The following is a 17,265-nucleotide window of genomic DNA, read 5'->3' as shown; positions in this document are numbered from 1 at the left end:
CCCTTAGAGCAGATCGGCCCGGCTGGAAATCGCCGCGCCGTGACAGGGTGCCGCGCCTTGCCGCCCGGCCGGGGCTCTCGCATAGTCAGGCCAAGCGCCATCAGGATCGCACGGCCGACACCGACCCGGAGGTCCCATGGCCTGTCCCGCCGCCACCTGGAGCATCGCGCCGTGACCCGCCGGCGGATGCACTTGGTCGCCTACCTCAAGACCGGTCCGACGGCGAACCATCCCGGCGCCTGGCGCCACCCCGAAGCCGCGCTCGACGACATCTTCGACCCCGCCCGCTACGAGCACATCGCCCGCCTGCTGGAAGCCGCACGCTTCGACGCCTGCTTCTACGCCGACACCTTCGGCCTGCCGGACATCCATGGCGGGAGTTTCGACGCCTATCTGCGGATGGGCGGGCAGATCTCCTACCTCGATCCGCTGGTGGTGCTGCCCATCATGGCGCGCGTGACGCAGCATCTCGGCCTGGGTGCGACGCTGTCCACCACGCTGCTGCATCCCTACTGGATAGCGCGGACGCTCGCCTCGCTCGACATGCTCAGCGCCGGGCGGATGGCGTGGAACGTCGTCACCTCCGCCACCGATCTCGAGGCGCGGAACTTCGGGATGGAAGGCATCCCGGGCAAGGAGGAACGCTACGACCGCGCCGAGGAGGTGGTGGAAGCCTGCTGCGCGCTGTGGGAGTCCTGGCAGGAGGGCGCGCTGGTCGCGGACCGGGAGGGCGGCGTCTTCATCGACCCGTCCAAGGTCCGCTACACGAACTTCGAGGGGCGCTGGGTGCGGACGCGCGGCCCGCTGTCCATCCCGCGCACGCCGCAGGTCCGCCCGGTGCTGATGCAGGCGGGGTCGTCGGATCGCGGGCGCGACTTCGCCGCGCGCTGGGCGGAGATCATCTTCTGCACGCCGCACAGCAAGGCGGACGCCCTCGCCTTCACCACCGACGTGAAGGCCCGCATGGCGAAGTTCGGCCGCGCGCCGGAGGACTGCCGCGTCCTGCCATCCTTCATGACCGTGATCGGGGAGACGGAGAGCATCGCGCAGGAGAAGTTCGAGCACCTGCAGTCGCTGATCGACCCCGAGGCGCAGCGGATGCTTAATTCCGCGCTGATGGGGGTGGACCTGTCGAAGGTCGCCTCGCCCGAGGAGATGCGCGCCGCGCAGGGCAACCAGGGCATCGTGGGGTCCCAGGACCGCGTGCTGCAGATGATGCGGCAGGAGAAGATCGCCTTCAGCGAGGCGGTGGCCAAGCCGCGGGCGCTGCTGGTCGGCACGGCGCAGACCATCGCGGACACGCTGGAGGACTACTTCACCTCCGGCGCCTGCGACGGCTTCATCATCACGCCGACGGTGCATCCGCGGATGTTCGAGGAATTCTGCCGGCTGGTGGTGCCGGAACTGCAGCGGCGCGGGCTGTTCCGCACGGAATACGCGGGGGCGACGCTGCGGGAGAACCTGGCGCGACCCTGACGCGCCGCGTCAGGCCGCGACGGCCAGCGAGGCGATCTCCGCGCGCAGCTCGTCGATGCCCTGCCCCGACTCGCTGCTGGTGACCAGCACCAGCGGATGGGCGGCGGTGTTGCGGCGGGCGAGGTCCTTCGCTTCCTCGATCCGCGCGGCGAGCTTCACCGGCCCCACGTCGTCGGCCTTGGTCAGCACGATCTGGAAGGCGACCGCGGCGGTGTTGAGCAGGTCCATCGCCGCGCGGTCGGCGGACTTCGTCTCGATGCGGGCATCGAGCAGCAGCATCACGCGCATCAGGTTCGGCCGGCCGCGCAGGTAGTCGAACATCACGCCCTGCCAGTCGCGCTGCATGTCCTTCGACGCCTTGGCGTAGCCGTAGCCCGGCAGGTCCACGAGCACGAGCCGTTCTGCCAGGTTGAAGAAGTTGAGCTGCCGCGTCCGCCCCGGCGTCTGGGACACGCGGGCGAGCGCCTTCTGCCCGGTCAGCGCGTTCAGCAGCGAGGACTTGCCCACGTTGGACCGCCCGCAGAAGGCGACCTCGGGCAGCCCCGGCGGCGGCAGCTGGTCCGATTTCTGCGCCGCGTAGAAGAAGGTGCAGGGCCGCGCGAAAAGCAGCCGCCCCGCTTCGATCAGCGCCGCGCGCTCGGCGTCGTCCTTGGCCTCGGCAAGTCCGGTCATGGATGCGCCCTTCGCTGGATGGTTTCAGCCTGGCCCGCCGGCGCGCCTTGGTGACAGCCAGAAGAAGGAGGGGGTCCGGGGGAGTTCCCTCCCCCGGCCTTCTACTTGGACTTGGCCGCCTTAGCCGCCGCCCGGTCGTGCCGCATGATGTAGTATTGCTGCGCGACCGACAGGGTGTTGTTCCAGGCCCAGTAGATGATCAGCCCGGCCGGGAAGGATGCCAGCATGAAGGTGAAGATGACCGGCATCCAGGCGAAGATCTTGGCCTGGATCGGGTCCGGCGGCTGCGGGTTCAGCTTCTGCTGCACCCACATCGTGACGCCCATGATGAGCGCCCAGGCCGGCATGTGCAGGAAGCTGCTCCACTGCGCCGGGTCGAAGGGCAGCAGCCCGAACAGGTTGAACAGGTTCGTCGGATCGGGTGCGGACAGGTCCTGGATCCAGCCGAAGAAGGGCTGGTGGCGCATCTCGATGGTGACGAACAGCGCCTTGTAGAGCGCGAAGAAGACCGGGATCTGGATGAGGATGGGCAGGCAGCCGGAGGCGGGGTTCACCTTCTCCGACCGGTACAGCGCCATCATCTCCTGCTGCGCCTTCTGCGGGTCGTCCTTGTAGCGGTCCCGGATCTCCGTCATTTTCGGCGCGAGCACCTTCATCCGCGCCATCGAGTGGTAGGCCTTGTTGGCCAGCGGGAAGAAGGCCGCCTTGATCAGCACCGTGAAGATCAGGATCGCGACGCCGAAGTTCCCCGTCATGCGGAACAGCCAGTCGAGCGCGAGGAAGAACGGCTTCACCAGGAAGTAGAACGAGCCGAAGTCGATCGCCTTGTCGAAGTCGGTGATGCGCAGCCGGTCCATGTAGCCGTCGAGGAGGTGGACCTCCTTCGCGCCGGCGAACAGGCGCGTGGCCAGCGTCGCGGTCGCACCCGGCGCGACTGCGAGCGGCGCGGTCGCCGCCATGTCGACCTGCCAGCGGTCGCCCGCCGCGCCGCCGCCCTCGTTCACATGGCGATACGCGGCACGCAGCGACTGGTCGGGGCCGCCCGGCATGATCGCGGCGAGCCAGTACTTGTCGGTGATGCCGGCCCAGCCGCCGGTCGTCTCCTCCTCCATCGCCACGCCGCGGCGGCGCTCGCCCTCGGACTTGGCGTCGCTGTAGGTGACCTCGCGCAGGCGGCCGTTGAGCACGCCGGTGAAGCCCTCATGCAGGATGAAGAAGCCGGCGATCTGCGGCGTGCGCTCGCGCCGGATGCGCACCCAGGGCAGCACCGAGGCCGCCTCGGCGCCCGTGTTGCGCACGCGCTGCTCGGCGCTGACCATGTATTGCTCGTCGATCGTCAGCGCGATCTCGAACAGCAGGCCCTGGCCGTTGTCCCAGGAGAGCGTCACCGGCCGGCCGGGGGCGAGCGGCCCGCCCGTCGCGGTCCAGTCGGTGTCGCCATCGGGCACGCGCGCGCGGCCATCGGCCGAGGTCCAGCCCCATTGCGCGAAATAGGGATGGTCGCTGTCGCGCTGGCCGAACAGGCGGACCTGCGGCGGGTTCGGCTCGGTGCGGGAAGCGAGGCGTTCGGTGTAGGTCGTCAGCACCAGGTCGTCGATGCGCGCGCCGCGCAGGTTGATGCTGCCCGCCAGGCGGGGGGTTTCGACCGGCACGCGCGCGGCGGGCGGGCGGCCGGCATCCGTCGCGGTGGCGGCGGTGGCACCCGGCGCGGCCGGCACCACGGCGGACGGGGCCGCGGGCACGGGGACCGCGGGCGCCGATGCGGCCGGGGCCGTCTGCGGGGGCGGCGTGGGCGTGTTGGCGCGGTTCCATGCGTCGAAGATCAGCAGGATGCCGATCGAGAGCGCGATTGCCGCGAACAGGCGCTTCTGGTCCATCGGGGAAGTCTCAGCCTTTCGGCGGATGGGGTGCGGGCACCGGGTCGTAGCCGCCCGGATGCCAGGGGTTGCAGCGCAGGATGCGTCGCGCGGCCATCAGGCTGCCGCGCGCCGCGCCGTGGCAGCTCAGCGCTTCCAGCGCGTAGTCGCTGCAGGTCGGGTAGAAGCGGCAATTGGCGCCGATCACGCCGCGCAGCGTGTAGCGGTAGGCGTGCACGCAGCCCTTCAGGGCGGTGGCGGCGGCGCTCATCGCAATACGCCCGCCTGGCGCAGCGCGCCGCGCAGGTCATCGACCAGCAGGGCGAAGGGGCGCTTGGGCGTCGCATCGCGGCCGATCAGCACCAGGTCCCAGCCCGGCGGGGCGGCTTCGCGCAGCGCCAGCCGCGCGGCTTCCTTCAGCCGCCGGCGCGCGCGGTTGCGCACCACGGCGTTGCCGACCTTCTTCGTCACGGTGAAGCCCAGGCGCAGCTGCGCCGGGTCGCCGGGCACCGCCTGCAGCACGAGCCCGGGCCGCGCCGCGCGCTTGCCGCGCGAGGCCGCGCGCAGGAAATCCCTGCGCTTGCGGATCCGGGTCGGCTCGACGGGGGACGCGGCCGGACCGGCGCTGCCAGACATGCGGCGCTCCGCCCCGGCGCGGCCGGTCAGGCCGAGAGGCGCTTGCGGCCCTTGGACCGGCGGTTGGCGAGCACCTTGCGGCCGCCCACCGTCGCGGTGCGGGTCCGGAAACCGTGCCGGCGCTTCCGGACGAGCTTCGAGGGCTGGTAGGTACGCTTCACGATACGTCTCCTGAACTCGTGGCTGGCGGACGGGCCCTGCCGCCAGCAGAACGGGCCGGCGGCACCCCCAAATTGGCGGCGCCCCGGCGAGGCGCGGAGGTATAGGGAGCGGGATCGCCGGGCGTCAACCGCGCCGGGCCGCTTTTCCGTGTAACTCCCGGCCCCTTCGCCACGAAACCGCAGGCAGCATGCCCCTTCGCGTCACCCTCCGCCGTGCCTGGCCGCTGCTGCTGATCGCGGCGCTGATCCTGCTGGCCTGGGCCAGCGGCGCGACGCGCCTGCTGTCCTTCGAGGCGCTGGCCGAGCATCGCGCGGCGCTGGCCGCCTGGGTCGCGGCCCGGCCGGTCGCCGCCGCGGCCGCCTATGTCGGGGCCTATGTCGTCGTCGTCGCGCTCTCCCTGCCCGGGGGCGCGGTGATGACGCTGGCCGGCGGGCTGCTGTTCGGGCCGTGGGTCGGCGCGGCGCTGACGGTGGCGGGGGCGACGGTGGGGGCCTGCCTGCTGTTCCTCGCGGCGCGCTCGGCGCTCGCGCCGCTGGTCGCGGGGCGGGCCGCGGGGCTGCTCGACAGGGTGCGGCCGGGGCTCGAGCGCGACGGCTTCTTCTACCTGCTGACGCTGCGGCTGATCCCGGTGGTGCCCTTCTGGCTCGCCAACCTCGCCCCCGCGCTGGTCGGCATGCCCTTCGGCGCCTATGCCGCGGCGACGGCCATCGGCATCATCCCCGGCACGGTGGTCTTCGCGGGCATCGGGGCGGGGCTGGGGGAGGTGTTCGCCAGCGGCGGCCGGCCGGACCTCGGCGTGATCCTCTCACCTTCCATCCTGCTGCCCCTGCTCGGGCTGGCGGGGCTTTCCCTCCTCGGCGCCTGGTGGCGGAATAGGACGCGCGATGCCTGACTTCGACGTGGCGATCATCGGCGCCGGCGCGGCGGGGCTCTCGGTCGCGGCCATCTCGGCCGGGCTCGGGCTCAAGGTCGCGCTGTTCGAGCGCGGGGAGATGGGCGGCGACTGCCTGAACTTCGGCTGCGTGCCGTCCAAGGCGCTGCTCGCCGCCGCCCATGCCGCGGCCGAGGCGCGCCGCGCCGCGCGCTTCGGCGTGAAGCTGCCGCCGCCCCAGATCGACTGGGCCGGCGTGCGCGCCCATGTCGCCGGCGCGATCGCCGCCATCGCGCCGAACGATTCGGTGGAACGCTTCACCGGCATGGGCGTGACCGTGGTGCAGGCCATGGCCCGCTTCACGGCGCGGGACGCGCTGGAAGCCGCGGGCCGGCGCTTCACCTTCCGCCGCGCCGTGATCGCCGCAGGCTCGGCCGCCATCGTCCCGCCCATCCCGGGCCTGTCCGACGTGCCCTTCCTGACGAACGAGACGCTGTTCGCCCTGCCGGAGAAGCCCGGCCACCTGCTGGTCCTGGGCGGCGGGCCCATCGGGCTCGAGATGGCGCAGGCCCATGCCCGGCTGGGCTGCCGGGTGACGGTGGTGGAAGGGGCCGCGATCGCCGGGCGGGAAGACCCCGAATGCGTCGCCCCGCTGCGCGCCGCACTGGAAGCAGACGGCGTCACGCTGCGCGAAGGGGCGAAGGTCGCGGCGGTCGAGCGCGAAGGTGACGGCATCGCGCTGCTGCTGGCCGATGGCGCGCGCATCGCGGGGACGCATCTGCTGGTCGCGGTCGGCCGCGCCGCGCGCGTCGCGGGCCTTGGGCTGGAAGCCGCCGACATCGCGCATTCGCCGCGCGGCATCGCGACCGACCTCGCGCTGCGCTCGGTCTCCAACCGCCGCGTCTGGGCGGCGGGGGACATCGCCGACCCGGCGGGGCTCGGCCCGCGCGCCTTCACCCATGTCTGTTCCCAGCATGCCGGCATCATCGCCCGCGCCATGCTGTTCCGCCTGCCGGCGAAGCTGTCCTACGACGCGCTGCCGCGCGTGACCTACACCGACCCGGAGATCGCGCAGATCGGCCCGACCGAGGCGGAACTCCGCGCCACGGGGCGGGTCGACCTCGCGATCACGCGCTGGCCGCTGTCGGAAAACGACCGGCTGGTCGCCGAAGGGCGGGCGGAAGGGCTCGTGAAGCTGGTGGCGGACGGCAAGGGGCGCCTGCTCGGCGCCTCGCTGGCCGGCCCTGGCGTGGGCAACATGGCGGGCATGTTCGCGCTGATGATCGGGCAGCGGATGAAGCTGTCGGCGCTCGCCGGCGCGGTGCTGCCCTATCCGACGGCGCAGGAGGCCGGCAAGCGCGCCGCCGGCGACTTCTACGCGCCGAGGCTGCTCTCGGCGCCGGTGAAGCGGGCGGTCGGGCTGCTCAAGCACCTGCCCTGAAGGCGGAACCGCCCGGGTGTCGCCACCCGGGCGGCGCGCGGCACGGCCCGGTCAGGCCGCGCGGATATGCGCCAGGAAGGTATCGACCTGGCCGCGCAGCCGTTCGGATTGCTGCGCGAGTTCGGAGGACGCGCCCTTCAGGTCCTGCGCCGCGCCGCCGGTGCGCTCGGCGCCCTGCTGCACGCCGACCGCGCTGCGGGAGGCCTCCTGCGTGCCCTGCGCGGCTTCCGCCACGGCGCGCCCGATTTCCTGCGTCGCCGCGGCCTGCTGTTCGGACGCCGCGGCCACCTGCGCCGTCGTCGTGTTCAGTTCCTCGATCGTTCGGCCGATGCCCGCGATCGCGTCCACCGTCCGCGTCGTTTCCATCTGCATGGCGGCGATCTGCTGGCCGATCTCCTCGGTCGCGCGGGCGGTCTGGCTCGCCAGGCTCTTCACCTCGCTCGCCACGACCGCGAAGCCCTTGCCGGCCTCCCCCGCACGCGCCGCCTCGATCGTCGCGTTCAGCGCCAGCAGGTTGGTCTGCCCGGCGATGTCGCTGATCAGGCGCACCACGTCGCCGATCTTGTTCGCGGCGTCCGCCAGGCTGCGCACCGTGCCGTCCGTCTCGCGCGCCGCATCCGCCGCGCGGTTCGTGATGGACGCCGTGTCGCGCACCTGCCGCGCGACCTCGGCGATCGACGCGGCGAGTTCCTCGGTCGATGCGGCGACGGTCTGGACGTTGGCGCTCGCCTGCTCCGCGGCGGTCGCGACGACGGTCGCCTGGCGCGTGCCGTCCTCGGCCGTCTCGGTCATGGTCGCGGCGGTGGCGGAAAGTTCCGTCGCGGCGGCGGAGACGGCGCGCAGCACGCCCAGCGCCTCGGACTCGAAGCCCTTCACGAGCGAATCGATCCGCGTGGCGCGGTCCGCCTGCTTCTTCGCTTCCTCGATCTGCGCGGCGGCCAGCCGGTCCGCGTCCTTCAGCCCGTCGCGGCAGGTGTCCAGCGCGCGCGCCATGGCGCCGAGCTCGTCCTTGTCGGCCACTTCCTTCAGCTCGAACCCGTAGTCGCGCTGCGCGAGGCGTCCGAGCGCGGAGGAGAGGTTGCCCACGCGGCCGGTGATGCTGCGGCCAAGCAGCGCGGCGATGGCGATGCCGGCGAGGAGCGAGACGAGCGCGACCGAGGCCATCACCAGCAGGCCGGCATCGGCCGCGTCATTGGCCGCGACCGCTGCGGCGCGGCCTTCGCGCGTGTTGATCTCCAGGAGTTCGTCGAGCGTCCGCAGGATCACGTCCATCACGCTGCGGCCGTCGGACAGGGCCGCGCTCAACCGGTCGCGGTCGCCGGTCGCGTGGATCCGCATGATCTCCGCGTGGCGCCGCAGGTAGTCCTGCAGCGCGGGTTCCAGGGTGGCGAGGCGGCGGAGCGTTTCGGGATGGGCGACGACCTCGCGATAGGCGGCCAGCGCCCGCGGCACGCGCGCGGCCGCCTCGGTGATCGCGGCCTCGGCCCGCTGGCGGGCCTCCCCCGCGGGGAAGGCCGCGAGGCCGAGTTCGTTCCGCCGCAGCCCGAGCACCGCGTCGTTGAGGTCGGACACCCGCGCCAGGGAGGGCAGCCAGCGGTCGCCGATCAGGTCGGCCCGATGGTCCATGTCGCGAATGACGAGGGCGGCGGCGCCGCCCAGCACGGCAAACAGCAGCAGCAGAACGCCGACGCCGGCCCGCAGCTTGTTCGACAGCGAGAGGCTGGAGAGCATGGTGGTCAGTCTTCCCTAGATGCATCGCGCGGCGATGTCCGCGCCGACCCGGCAACTCCATTCCAGCACCATCGGGCTTTCCGAATGCTTGACGCCGCCGGGGGCCATGCACGCCCTGCCATGAACGCGAAACCGCCCGGGTGTCTCCACCCGGGCGGCCCCCGCATGCCGTGATGTCCCGCGCGGTCAGGCCGCGCGGATGTTCGCCAGGAAGGTATCGACCTGCCCGCGCAACCGTTCCGACTGCTGCGCGAGTTCGCCCGACGCGCCCTTGAGGTCCTGCGCCGCGCCGCCGGTGCGCTCGGCCCCCTGCTTGACCGAGACCGCGCTGCGGGAGGCTTCCTGTGTGCCCTGCGCGGCTTCCGCCACGGCGCGCCCGATCTCCTGCGTCGCCGCGGCCTGCTGTTCCGACGCCGCGGCCACCTGCGCCGTCGTCGCGTTCAGTTCCTCGATCGTCCGCGCGATCGCGCCGATGGCGTCCACCGTGCGCGTCGTCTCGGCCTGCATGGCGGCGATCTGCTGGCCGATCTCCTCCGTCGCGCGGGCCGTCTGGCTCGCGAGGTTCTTCACCTCGCTCGCCACCACGGCGAAGCCCTTGCCGGCCTCGCCCGCGCGCGCCGCCTCGATCGTGGCATTGAGCGCGAGAAGGTTGGTCTGGCCCGCGATGTCGCTGATCAGGCGGACCACGTCGCCGATCTTGGTCGCGGCCTCGGCCAGGCTGCGCACCGTGCCGTCGGTGGACTGCGCCGCATCGGCGGCGCGTTCCGTGATCGCCGCCGTCTCCCGCACCTGGCGGGCGACCTCGGCGATGGAGGTGGCGAGTTCCTCGGCCGAGGCCGCGACGGTCTGCACGTTGCTGCTCGCCTGTTCCGAGGCCGCGGCGACCGCGGCGGCCTGCCGGGTGCCGTCCTCCGCCGTCTCGGTCATGGTGGCGGCGGTGGCGGACAGTTCTGTCGCGGCGGCGGAGACGGCGCGCAGCACGCCGGCCGCCTCGGCCTCGAAATCCTTCACCAGGGCATCGACGCGGGTCGCGCGCTCGGCCTGCGTCCGGGCTTCCTCCACCTGCGCGGCGGCCAGCCGGTCCGCTTCCTTCAGCCCGTCGCGGCAGGTGTCGATCGCGCGCGCCATGGCGCCGATCTCGTCCTTGTCGGCGATGGCCTTCAGCTCGAAGCCGTAGTCGCGCTTCGCCAGGCGCTCGAGCGCGCCGTTCAGTTCCGTGATCCGGCCGGAGATGCTGCGGCCAAGCAGGACCGCCACCACGATGCCGGCCATCAGCGCGGCCAGCGCCAGGCCGAGCATGAGGATCAGGCCGAAATCCGCGGCCTCGTTGGCATCGGCGGCGGCCCGGTCGCTCGCGCGCGTCGCGAAGGCGGCCAGTTCGTCGAGCGTGCGCGCCGCGACGCCGAAGGGCTCGAAGCCGGCGGCGAGCGCGCTGCGCATGCCCTCCTGGTTGTTGGCGGCGCTCGCCTCGATGGTCTGGCGCAGCGCACGCATGTAGTCCCGCAGCGCCGGCTCCAGGCGCGCGAGCAGGCGCCGTTCCTCGGGATCGGTCAGTTCGGGGCGCAGCGCCTCCAGCGCCGCGGTCAGGCGGCGTTCCGCCCCGGCGAAGGCCTCGTCCGACTGCCGGCGCATCTCGCCTTCCCGGAACATCGGGACGCGGAGTTCATGCCGGCGGACGCCGAGCAGCGCGTCGTTCATCTCGCCGATGCGCGCGATGGTGGGCAGCCATGCCTCCCGGATCTCGTCAGACCGGGCATCCATGTTCCGGATGACCAAGGCGGCGACGCCGCCCAGCATCACGAGAAGGACGAGGAGCAGGCCGATTCCGGCCCGGAGCTTGTTGGCGAGCGAGAGTGATTTCAGCATTTGACGGTCGTCCCGGTTGGTTCGCAGATGCCTTCGCATTCAACGGTCTCGTCATAAGATCGTTGCCTTTCCAGTTCGTTGCCGATGCGTCGACCAATGTCTCCTTTTGTCGTCGGCCACCCCCCGGGGCCGGGACTTCCCCGCCCGGCCGGCCCGGTCCACATTCCGCCTCCCTCCGCGCCGCCCAGGACAGACGGACACCCGCCATGGAACGCACCCTCGAAGGCCGCACGGCCCTGATCACCGGCTCGACCTCGGGCATCGGCCTCGGCATCGCCCGCCTGCTGGCCGAAGCCGGCGCGAAGGTGATGCTCAACGGCTTCGGCAAGCCGGAGGAGATCGCCGCCGCCCGCGCCGAGGTCGGCCGGCTGATGGGCGGGGGCGACGCCCCCTATTCCCCCGCCGACATGGCCAAGCCGGCCGAGATCCGCGCCATGGTCGCGTCCTGCGAGGCCACGCTCGGCGCCTGCGACATCCTGGTGGACAATGCCGGCATCCAGTTCGTCAGCCCGGTCGAGGACTTCCCCGAGGAGAAGTGGGACGCGATCATCGCGATCAACCTGTCCTCCAACTTCCACGCCATCCGCGCGGCCCTGCCGGGCATGCGCCGGCACGGCTGGGGGCGGATCATCAACGTCGCGTCCGCCCACGGGCTGGTCGCGAGCCCCTTCAAGGCGGCCTATGTCGCGGCCAAGCACGGCGTGGTCGGCCTGACGAAGAGCGTCGCGCTGGAAGTGGCCGAGACGCAGATCACCTGCAACGCGATCTGCCCCGGCTTCGTCCGCACCCCGCTGGCCGAGGCGCAGGTCGGCCCGCTCGCCGCCAAGCATGGCGTGAGCGAGGAGGCCGCGCTGCGCGACCACCTGCTCGCCAAGCAGCCGTCCAAGCGCTGGGTGGAGGTGGAGGAGGTGGCGCGCATGGCGCTGTGGCTCTGCGGCCCGGGTTCGGGCGGCGTGAACGGCGCCGCACTGTCCATCGACGGCGGCTGGTCCGCGGCGTGAGCGAAGGCGCCACCCTGCCCGCCCCGGCGGTCGCCAAGCCCGCGCCGAAGCGGCGCATCTCCCTCGCGCTCCAGGGCGGCGGCACGCACGGGGCCTTCACCTGGGGCGTGCTGGAACGGCTGCTCGAGGATGAGCGGCTGGAGATCGACGGGCTGTCGGGCACCTCGGCCGGCGCGATCAACGCGGTGATGCTGGTCGAAGGCCTGCTGGAAGGCGGGCCGGGGGCGGCGATCTCGGCACTCGACCGCTTCTGGCGCGCCATCGCCGGCAAGCTCGCGATCAGCCCGATCCGCGCCACGCCGTGGGAGAAGCTGGTCTGGGGGCACGACCTGACCTGGTCGCTCGCCTACCGGACGTTCGACACGCTGTCGCGCGTGCTGTCGCCCTACCAGCTCAACCCCTTCCCGGTGAACTACAACCCGCTGCGCGACGCGCTGGCGGAAAGCATCGACTTCGAGCGGCTGCGGATGGAGGCGAAGGCGCCGCGGCTCTTCGTCTCGGCGACCAGCGTGCGCACCGGCAAGCCGCGCGTCTTCACGCGGCGGGAGCTGACGGTGGACGCGCTGCTGGCCTCCGCCTGCCTGCCGCAGGTGTTCAAGGCGGTGGAGGTGGATGGGGAGCCGTACTGGGATGGCGGCTATCTCGGCAATCCCGCGCTCTGGCCGCTGTACGACCAGGGCGGGCCGCCGGACCTGGTGCTGGTGCAGCTGAACCCGCAGGTGCGCGAGGAGACGCCGACCAGCGCGTCGGACATCGTCAACCGGCTGAACGAGATCACCTTCAACGGATCCCTGATGGCCGAGATGCGCGCCATCGACTTCGTGCAGCGGCTGCTCGACACCGGGCGGCTGGAGCAGCCGCGCTACCGCCGCCTGTTCATCCACCTGATCGAGGATGAGGAGCGGATGCGCGGCTTCAAGCTGAGCACGAAGTTCAACGGCGAATGGGATTTCCTGTGCACGCTGCGCCAATACGGGCGGGAGGCGGCGGAATCCTGGCTCGACCAGCATTTCGACAAGCTGGGGCGGGAGAGCAGCGTGGATATCCGGGCGAGATTCCTTTGACCTCGATCGCCGGCGCACGCCTCCGCGTGCCTGGCTTGCGCGCCGTGCACTGGCGCGTGGGCGGCGGCTGATGGGCTGGGCGCGGTCGCGCCTTGCGCTCCCGGATCGAGGCCCCGCCTCGATCCGCTTCCCTGATTGAGGCACCGATGAACGACATCAGCTGGGACGCCACGCAGTATCTGCGCTTCGAGGATGAAAGGCTGCGCCCGGCGCTCGACCTCATGGCGCGCATCCCGCATCCGGGGCCGGCGCGCGTGGTCGATCTCGGCTGCGGGGCGGGCAATGCGCTCGCCCCCCTCGCGGCGCGCTTCCCCGGCGCCGTCGTGACGGGCGTCGACGGCAGCGCTGCCATGCTCGCCAAGGCGGCCGCGACCGGCTTCGCGACGGACCAGGCGGACATCGCCGCCTGGGCGCCCGCCGCGCCGGTGGACGTGCTGTTCAGCAACGCGGCGCTGCAATGGCTCGGCGGGCATGAGGCGCTGTTCCCCCGCCTGCTGTCGCACCTGACGCCGGGCGGGGTGCTCGCCGTGCAGATGCCGTCGATGCACGCCGCCCCGCTGCGCGCGGAGCAGGACCGCATCGCGCGCGACGGGCCCTGGGCGGAACGGCTTTCCCGCATTGGCAGCGCGCCGCCGATCCTCGCCCCCGGGGAGTACTACGACCTGCTGCGCCCGCGCGTCGCCGCGCTCGACATCTGGGTCACCGAATACGTGCACGTGCTGCGCGGGGCGGATCCGGTCGTGCAATGGGCGATGGGCACCAGCCTGCGGCCCTTCCTCGACGCGCTGGACGGGTCGCTGCGCGAAGGCTTCCTCGACGCCTATCGCGCGGCGATGCGCGCGGCCTACCCGCCGCGGGCGGACGGTGCGGTGCTGCTGCCGTTCCGGCGGCTGTTCCTGCTGGCCCGCGTCAGGTGATGCGGCGCGGGCGGCCGATGATGGTGTCGAGCGCGCCGATGACGTTCTGCTTGTACAGCGGGGCGCGGTAGCCGCAGGCGTAGACGGCGCGCTCGGCCTTGTGCAGCCGCCGAATTTCCTCGGCGGTGAGTTGTCCCCGCGCATGGCGCGAGAGGTCGTCGGCGGAAGCGCCCGGCGCGCCGGCGACATGGGCGAGTTCGTGCAGGATCGTCGCGGCGAGGAATTCCGCGCTGCGCAGCGCGCAGAGATGGATGCCGATCTCGACCAGGCTCGTCGCCTTGTAGGTGCCGACGACCTGCGCGTAGGTGATGTCCTTGTCGTCCGCCGGCCAGGTGTTCTTGGCGCCCTGGGGCGCGAAGCAGAAGAAGTACATCTTCCAGTCGCGGAGCAGGGCGGTCAGCCCGAGCCCGGCGCCGAGCCCGCTGAAATGGCTGTCGCAGGCCGGCCTGCGGCCGCATTGGGCAAGTTCCCTGAACGCTTCCTCGAACAGGGTCGTGACCTTGCGCGTCGCAGGGCCGCCGAACTGGCGCGGCACCTCGACCTGCGTGGGAAAGGCGTATCCGACATATTCCGAGGCGCTGGGCGGCATCCGGGCATCCTTCGTCAGCCCGTACAGCGTGTAGGTCGGCATGCGCGCGGTCTCCTTCGCCGCGGATGCTGCCAGGGCGCGCGGGGCCGCGCCACGAAATGACTCAGCGCGCCACCACGCGCCGGAACAGCAGGAAGAAGCCGAGCGCCGCCACCAGCAACCCCGCGGCGAGAAGCACCGGCGCCGCCGCACTCGCGGTTGAATCCGCAAGCCATCCGGCGAGCGGCGGGAAGCCCGTGCAGCCCGCGTAGAACCACACGAAGTAGATGCCGAGCCCCTGCGCGCGGCGTTCCGGCGGCACGGCGAGCGGCGGCAGCGCCGAGAACAGCGTGATGGGCAGCGCGTAGAGCAGCCCGTGCAGCGCCAGGATCGCCGCCGCATGCCCCGTGCCCGCGAAGGGCAGCGCCGCGGCCAGCGCGGCCGCCGCCACGCAGCACAGCACCGTCATCGGCACGGCGAGCCGCGCGCGTCGCGCCAGGAAGGCGCCGGCCGGCACCGCGAGCAGGTTCACCCAGGACATCAGCGACGCCGCGAAGCCGGCCTCCGCCACGCCGAGCCCGCGTTCGACCAGCAGCAGCGGCGCGAAGGTGACGAGCACCATGTAGGTGCCGTTCACGCAGGCCCAGGCGGCGCCGGCCAGGCACATCAGCGCCACCTCCCGCCGCGTCAGGCGGACGGTGCCGGGCGCGGGCGGCGGCGCGCGCGGCGTGGGGCGGGACGCGGCGGCGAGTGCGGCGAAGGCGACGCCGCCCGCCACCGCCGCGACAAGGAAGGGCGCCTGCCAGCCCATCGCCAGCGCGAGCCCCGGCAGCAGCGCCTGCGCCGCCGCGATGCCGATCGGCCAGCCGAGCACATAGACCGCCATGGCGGGAAACAGGTCCGGCCCCTGGAAGCGGTCCTGCATCATCTTGGTCAGCAGCAGGATCACCAGCACGGTGCCGACGCCCATCAGCAGCCGCCCCGCGAACAGCGGCGCCACGCCGCCCATCGTCGCGATCAGCGCGCCCAGGCCCAGCAGCGCGAGGCCCGCCAGAACGCCGGCGCGGTCGCCCAGCCGCCGCGCCGCGAGCCCGAGCGGCAGGGCCAGCACGAGGCCCGGCAGCCAGAACAGCCCGACCAGCGTGCCGAACTGCGTCCAGTCCAGGTCGAAGCGATCGACCAGCAGCGGCCCCGCCGCGCCGGGCGCCTGGAAGAAGGCGCCGAGCGCCGCCCGCACGGCGAAGACGGCGGCGAGGAAGCCGGCCGCGCCGCTCATCGCAGCACGACCAGCCGCGCAGGGCCGCGCCGCGACAGGGCGACGATCGAATCCTGGCGGAAGCGGCGCGCCAGCGTGGCGCAGCGCGCGGGCGACGCGGCGATGAGCAGGTGCTCCTCCCCCCAGGGCCGCGGCCGGCAGGCGCGCCCCATGCCGTCGAGCACCGCATGGCGCCGCGCCGCGCCGCGAAGTCGCACGAGCATCCGCGCGTTCCATCCGCGCGGGCGGCGGCGGGAGAAGGGATTCCAGGCGCCGGTGAAGCAGGCATCACGCGTGCCGAGCCGCGCGAGCAGGACCGCGACCGCCTCGCCGCGCGCGCGCCAGGTGGCGGGCAGGCGCGGGTCGGGCGCGATGGGCACGGCGATGCCATCCGCCTCGAACAGCGTCGCGCGCCAGGCGCGGGCGAGACCCGGCCTCATGGCGCGCGGGGCGGCGCCGGCGGCCGCGCGTGTCGGATCGGTGCGGCCGCCATGCTCATCCCAGGTGCAGCAGCATCCCCTTCAGATACGCGCTTTCCGGCAGCATCGGATGCAGCGGGTGGTCCGGCCCGGCGCCGCCCATGTGCAGGATCCGGGCCTCCCGCCGCGCACGCTGCACGCCCCAGATCACCGCATCGGCGAATTCGCCCGACGCGACGTGGTGGGAGCAGGAGGCGATGAAGAGAAAGCCGCCAGGCGCGACCAGCGCCGCGGACATGCGCGCGAGCTTACCATAGGCGCGCAGCGCCGCCGGCTGGTCCTTGCGCGCCTTGGCGAAGGCCGGCGGGTCGGAGACGACGATGCCGAAGCGGCGTCCCTCGGCGCCCAGCTTCTCCAGGACCTCCATCGCGTCGCCGCGCAGCGTGGAGACGCGATCCGCGACCCCGTTCGCCGCGGCCGCCTGCTTCGCCGTCGCCAGCGCATGCTCGCTGCGGTCGAGCAGCGTCACCGCCGTCGCACCCGCCACGGCGCAGCCGATGCCGAAGCCGCCGGTGTGGCAGAAGGCGTCCAGCACGGTGGCGCCCTTCGCCAGCCGCGCGACACGGGCGCGGTGTTCCCGCTGGTCGAAGAACCAGCCGGTCTTCTGCCCGCCGAGCAGGTCGACCGGGAAGCGACGCCCGTTCTCCTCCACCGTCGCGCCGGCGGCATCGCCGGCGAGAAGGCGCACCTCCTCCGCCAGCCCTTCCAGCAGCCGCACGTTGGCATCGTTGCGCGCGACGACACCGCGCGGGGCGACCAGCGCCGTCAGCGCCTCGAGGATCGCGGGGGTCGCCGCCTCCATCCCCGCAGTGTTCGCCTGCAGCGCCAGCACGTCGCCATAGCGGTCGATGACGAGGCCGGGCAGCCCATCGGCCTCGGCATGCACCAGGCGGTAATGCGGCGCGTCGAACAGCCTTTCGCGCAACGCCAGCGCCGCGCCGATCCGCGCGCGGAACCAGCCGGCGTCGCAGGACGCGTCCGGGTCGGCATCGAGCCTGCGCGCCGCGATCAGCGAATGCGGGTTGAAATGCCAGGCGCCGTGGCGGACGCCGTCGTCGCCTTCCAGCCGCACGACGCTGCCGGGCGGCAGGGCCTTGGCCGCCGCGGTCATGGCGATCTCGTTCGAGAAGGCCCAGGGGTGGCCCGCCTTCACCCGCTTGTCGCGGCCAGGGAGAAGGCGGATCAGGGGGCGGTCCGGCGATGGGTTCATGTCGGGGCGGACCATGCCGGGGCGCGACTTGCCCGTCCACGCCCTTGGCGTAGGGTGCGG

17 protein-coding genes are annotated in these 17,265 nt (G+C 72.7%); 6 read left to right on the top strand and 11 right to left on the bottom strand.

The genetic code is table 11. The features are described 5' to 3' along the window. Window positions 1–171: 171 nt before the first annotated feature. The gene (locus J5Y09_RS07160; protein ID WP_209351068.1) at window positions 172–1,476 is read left to right on the top strand and encodes an LLM class flavin-dependent oxidoreductase; all 1,305 of its coding nucleotides are present in this window, start codon (window positions 172–174) and stop codon (window positions 1,474–1,476) included. Between the two features lie 9 nt (window positions 1,477–1,485). Here the strand turns inward: J5Y09_RS07160 and yihA are convergent, their stop codons facing one another. From yihA to rpmH, 5 genes are all read right to left on the bottom strand, one after another. Continuing rightward, window positions 1,486–2,148 carry a ribosome biogenesis GTP-binding protein YihA/YsxC gene (yihA, locus tag J5Y09_RS07155; RefSeq protein WP_209351067.1) on the bottom strand — a complete coding sequence of 221 codons (663 nt, stop codon included), beginning with the start codon at window positions 2,146–2,148 and terminating at the stop codon, window positions 1,486–1,488. 101 nt (window positions 2,149–2,249) lie between these two features. Beyond that, the gene (yidC, locus tag J5Y09_RS07150) at window positions 2,250–4,025 is read right to left on the bottom strand and encodes a membrane protein insertase YidC (RefSeq protein WP_209351066.1); all 1,776 of its coding nucleotides are present in this window, start codon (window positions 4,023–4,025) and stop codon (window positions 2,250–2,252) included. 10 nt (window positions 4,026–4,035) lie between these two features. Further along, window positions 4,036–4,275, bottom strand: a complete 240-nt coding sequence (yidD, locus tag J5Y09_RS07145) for a membrane protein insertion efficiency factor YidD (RefSeq protein WP_209351065.1) — start codon at window positions 4,273–4,275, stop codon at window positions 4,036–4,038. Next, window positions 4,272–4,640, bottom strand: a complete 369-nt coding sequence (gene rnpA, locus J5Y09_RS07140; protein ID WP_209351064.1) for a ribonuclease P protein component — start codon at window positions 4,638–4,640, stop codon at window positions 4,272–4,274. Before rnpA ends, yidD begins: the two co-directional genes overlap by 4 nt. A 26-nt stretch (window positions 4,641–4,666) precedes the next feature. Then, window positions 4,667–4,801, bottom strand: coding sequence for a 50S ribosomal protein L34 (rpmH, locus tag J5Y09_RS07135; protein WP_198376537.1), 135 nt, complete (start codon window positions 4,799–4,801; stop codon window positions 4,667–4,669). A gap of 188 nt (window positions 4,802–4,989) precedes the next feature. On the opposite strand from rpmH, the gene J5Y09_RS07130 reads away from it, so the two are divergent. Further along, entirely contained in the window at window positions 4,990–5,694 is a 705-nt protein-coding gene (locus tag J5Y09_RS07130) for a TVP38/TMEM64 family protein (protein WP_209351063.1), read from the top strand. After that, window positions 5,687–7,114, top strand: a complete 1,428-nt coding sequence (locus tag J5Y09_RS07125) for a dihydrolipoyl dehydrogenase family protein (RefSeq protein WP_209351062.1) — start codon at window positions 5,687–5,689, stop codon at window positions 7,112–7,114. Before J5Y09_RS07130 ends, J5Y09_RS07125 begins: the two co-directional genes overlap by 8 nt. A 51-nt stretch (window positions 7,115–7,165) precedes the next feature. Here the strand turns inward: J5Y09_RS07125 and J5Y09_RS07120 are convergent, their stop codons facing one another. After that, on the bottom strand, window positions 7,166–8,845 hold the full coding sequence (locus tag J5Y09_RS07120) for a methyl-accepting chemotaxis protein (RefSeq protein ID WP_209351061.1): 1,680 nt from the start codon (window positions 8,843–8,845) through the stop codon (window positions 7,166–7,168). A 186-nt stretch (window positions 8,846–9,031) separates the two neighbouring features. After that, a complete protein-coding gene (locus J5Y09_RS07115; protein WP_209351060.1) occupies window positions 9,032–10,711 on the bottom strand; it encodes a methyl-accepting chemotaxis protein in 1,680 nt (559 codons plus the stop codon). Between the two features lie 206 nt (window positions 10,712–10,917). Between J5Y09_RS07115 and J5Y09_RS07110 the strand changes: the two genes are divergently transcribed. The 3 genes from J5Y09_RS07110 to J5Y09_RS07100 all read left to right on the top strand — a co-directional run bounded on the left by J5Y09_RS07110 (window position 10,918) and on the right by J5Y09_RS07100 (window position 13,693). Continuing rightward, the gene (locus J5Y09_RS07110; RefSeq protein ID WP_209351059.1) at window positions 10,918–11,712 is read left to right on the top strand and encodes a 3-hydroxybutyrate dehydrogenase; all 795 of its coding nucleotides are present in this window, start codon (window positions 10,918–10,920) and stop codon (window positions 11,710–11,712) included. Next, the gene (locus J5Y09_RS07105) at window positions 11,709–12,776 is read left to right on the top strand and encodes a patatin-like phospholipase family protein (RefSeq protein WP_342451427.1); all 1,068 of its coding nucleotides are present in this window, start codon (window positions 11,709–11,711) and stop codon (window positions 12,774–12,776) included. The genes J5Y09_RS07110 and J5Y09_RS07105 overlap by 4 nt, the downstream gene beginning before the upstream one ends. A gap of 146 nt (window positions 12,777–12,922) precedes the next feature. Next, window positions 12,923–13,693 (top strand): methyltransferase domain-containing protein, encoded by a 771-nt coding sequence (locus J5Y09_RS07100; RefSeq protein WP_209351058.1) that lies wholly within the window; start codon window positions 12,923–12,925, stop codon window positions 13,691–13,693. Here J5Y09_RS07100 and J5Y09_RS07095 read toward each other — a convergent pair. The 4 genes from J5Y09_RS07095 to J5Y09_RS07080 all read right to left on the bottom strand — a co-directional run bounded on the left by J5Y09_RS07095 (window position 13,686) and on the right by J5Y09_RS07080 (window position 17,205). Then, window positions 13,686–14,324, bottom strand: coding sequence for a hypothetical protein (locus J5Y09_RS07095; RefSeq protein WP_209351057.1), 639 nt, complete (start codon window positions 14,322–14,324; stop codon window positions 13,686–13,688). The two genes, J5Y09_RS07100 and J5Y09_RS07095, sit on opposite strands and share 8 nt — an antisense overlap. Window positions 14,325–14,385: 61 nt before the next feature. After that, window positions 14,386–15,537 carry an MFS transporter gene (locus J5Y09_RS07090; protein WP_209351056.1) on the bottom strand — a complete coding sequence of 384 codons (1,152 nt, stop codon included), beginning with the start codon at window positions 15,535–15,537 and terminating at the stop codon, window positions 14,386–14,388. Further along, on the bottom strand, window positions 15,534–15,956 hold the full coding sequence (locus J5Y09_RS07085) for a DUF3293 domain-containing protein (RefSeq protein ID WP_209351055.1): 423 nt from the start codon (window positions 15,954–15,956) through the stop codon (window positions 15,534–15,536). Before J5Y09_RS07085 ends, J5Y09_RS07090 begins: the two co-directional genes overlap by 4 nt. 55 nt (window positions 15,957–16,011) lie before the next feature. After that, window positions 16,012–17,205, bottom strand: a complete 1,194-nt coding sequence (locus tag J5Y09_RS07080; RefSeq protein WP_245216902.1) for a class I SAM-dependent rRNA methyltransferase — start codon at window positions 17,203–17,205, stop codon at window positions 16,012–16,014. Window positions 17,206–17,265: the final 60 nt, after the last annotated feature.

The sequence above is a fragment of the Roseomonas nitratireducens genome, from assembly GCF_017813355.1.
GTDB classification, from domain to species: domain Bacteria; phylum Pseudomonadota; class Alphaproteobacteria; order Acetobacterales; family Acetobacteraceae; genus Neoroseomonas; species Neoroseomonas nitratireducens.
Note: the sequence above shows the minus strand (reverse complement) of the source record. Positions and strands in the feature narration are given on the sequence as shown.

What these genes read in the sequence shown, in the direction of transcription:
- yihA (WP_209351067.1), bottom strand. Translation starts at nt 2,148, where the DNA reads ATGACCGGACTTGCCGAGGCCAAGGACGACGCCGAGCGCGCGGCGCTG.
- yidC (WP_209351066.1), bottom strand. Translation starts at nt 4,025, where the DNA reads ATGGACCAGAAGCGCCTGTTCGCGGCAATCGCGCTCTCGATCGGCATC.
- yidD (WP_209351065.1), bottom strand. Translation starts at nt 4,275, where the DNA reads ATGAGCGCCGCCGCCACCGCCCTGAAGGGCTGCGTGCACGCCTACCGC.
- rnpA (WP_209351064.1), bottom strand. Translation starts at nt 4,640, where the DNA reads ATGTCTGGCAGCGCCGGTCCGGCCGCGTCCCCCGTCGAGCCGACCCGG.
- J5Y09_RS07130 (WP_209351063.1), top strand. Translation starts at nt 4,990, where the DNA reads ATGCCCCTTCGCGTCACCCTCCGCCGTGCCTGGCCGCTGCTGCTGATC.
- J5Y09_RS07125 (WP_209351062.1), top strand. Translation starts at nt 5,687, where the DNA reads ATGCCTGACTTCGACGTGGCGATCATCGGCGCCGGCGCGGCGGGGCTC.
- J5Y09_RS07120 (WP_209351061.1), bottom strand. Translation starts at nt 8,845, where the DNA reads ATGCTCTCCAGCCTCTCGCTGTCGAACAAGCTGCGGGCCGGCGTCGGC.
- J5Y09_RS07115 (WP_209351060.1), bottom strand. Translation starts at nt 10,711, where the DNA reads ATGCTGAAATCACTCTCGCTCGCCAACAAGCTCCGGGCCGGAATCGGC.
- J5Y09_RS07110 (WP_209351059.1), top strand. Translation starts at nt 10,918, where the DNA reads ATGGAACGCACCCTCGAAGGCCGCACGGCCCTGATCACCGGCTCGACC.
- J5Y09_RS07100 (WP_209351058.1), top strand. Translation starts at nt 12,923, where the DNA reads ATGAACGACATCAGCTGGGACGCCACGCAGTATCTGCGCTTCGAGGAT.
- J5Y09_RS07095 (WP_209351057.1), bottom strand. Translation starts at nt 14,324, where the DNA reads ATGCCGACCTACACGCTGTACGGGCTGACGAAGGATGCCCGGATGCCG.
- J5Y09_RS07090 (WP_209351056.1), bottom strand. Translation starts at nt 15,537, where the DNA reads ATGAGCGGCGCGGCCGGCTTCCTCGCCGCCGTCTTCGCCGTGCGGGCG.
- J5Y09_RS07085 (WP_209351055.1), bottom strand. Translation starts at nt 15,956, where the DNA reads ATGAGGCCGGGTCTCGCCCGCGCCTGGCGCGCGACGCTGTTCGAGGCG.
- J5Y09_RS07080 (WP_245216902.1), bottom strand. Translation starts at nt 17,205, where the DNA reads ATGAACCCATCGCCGGACCGCCCCCTGATCCGCCTTCTCCCTGGCCGC.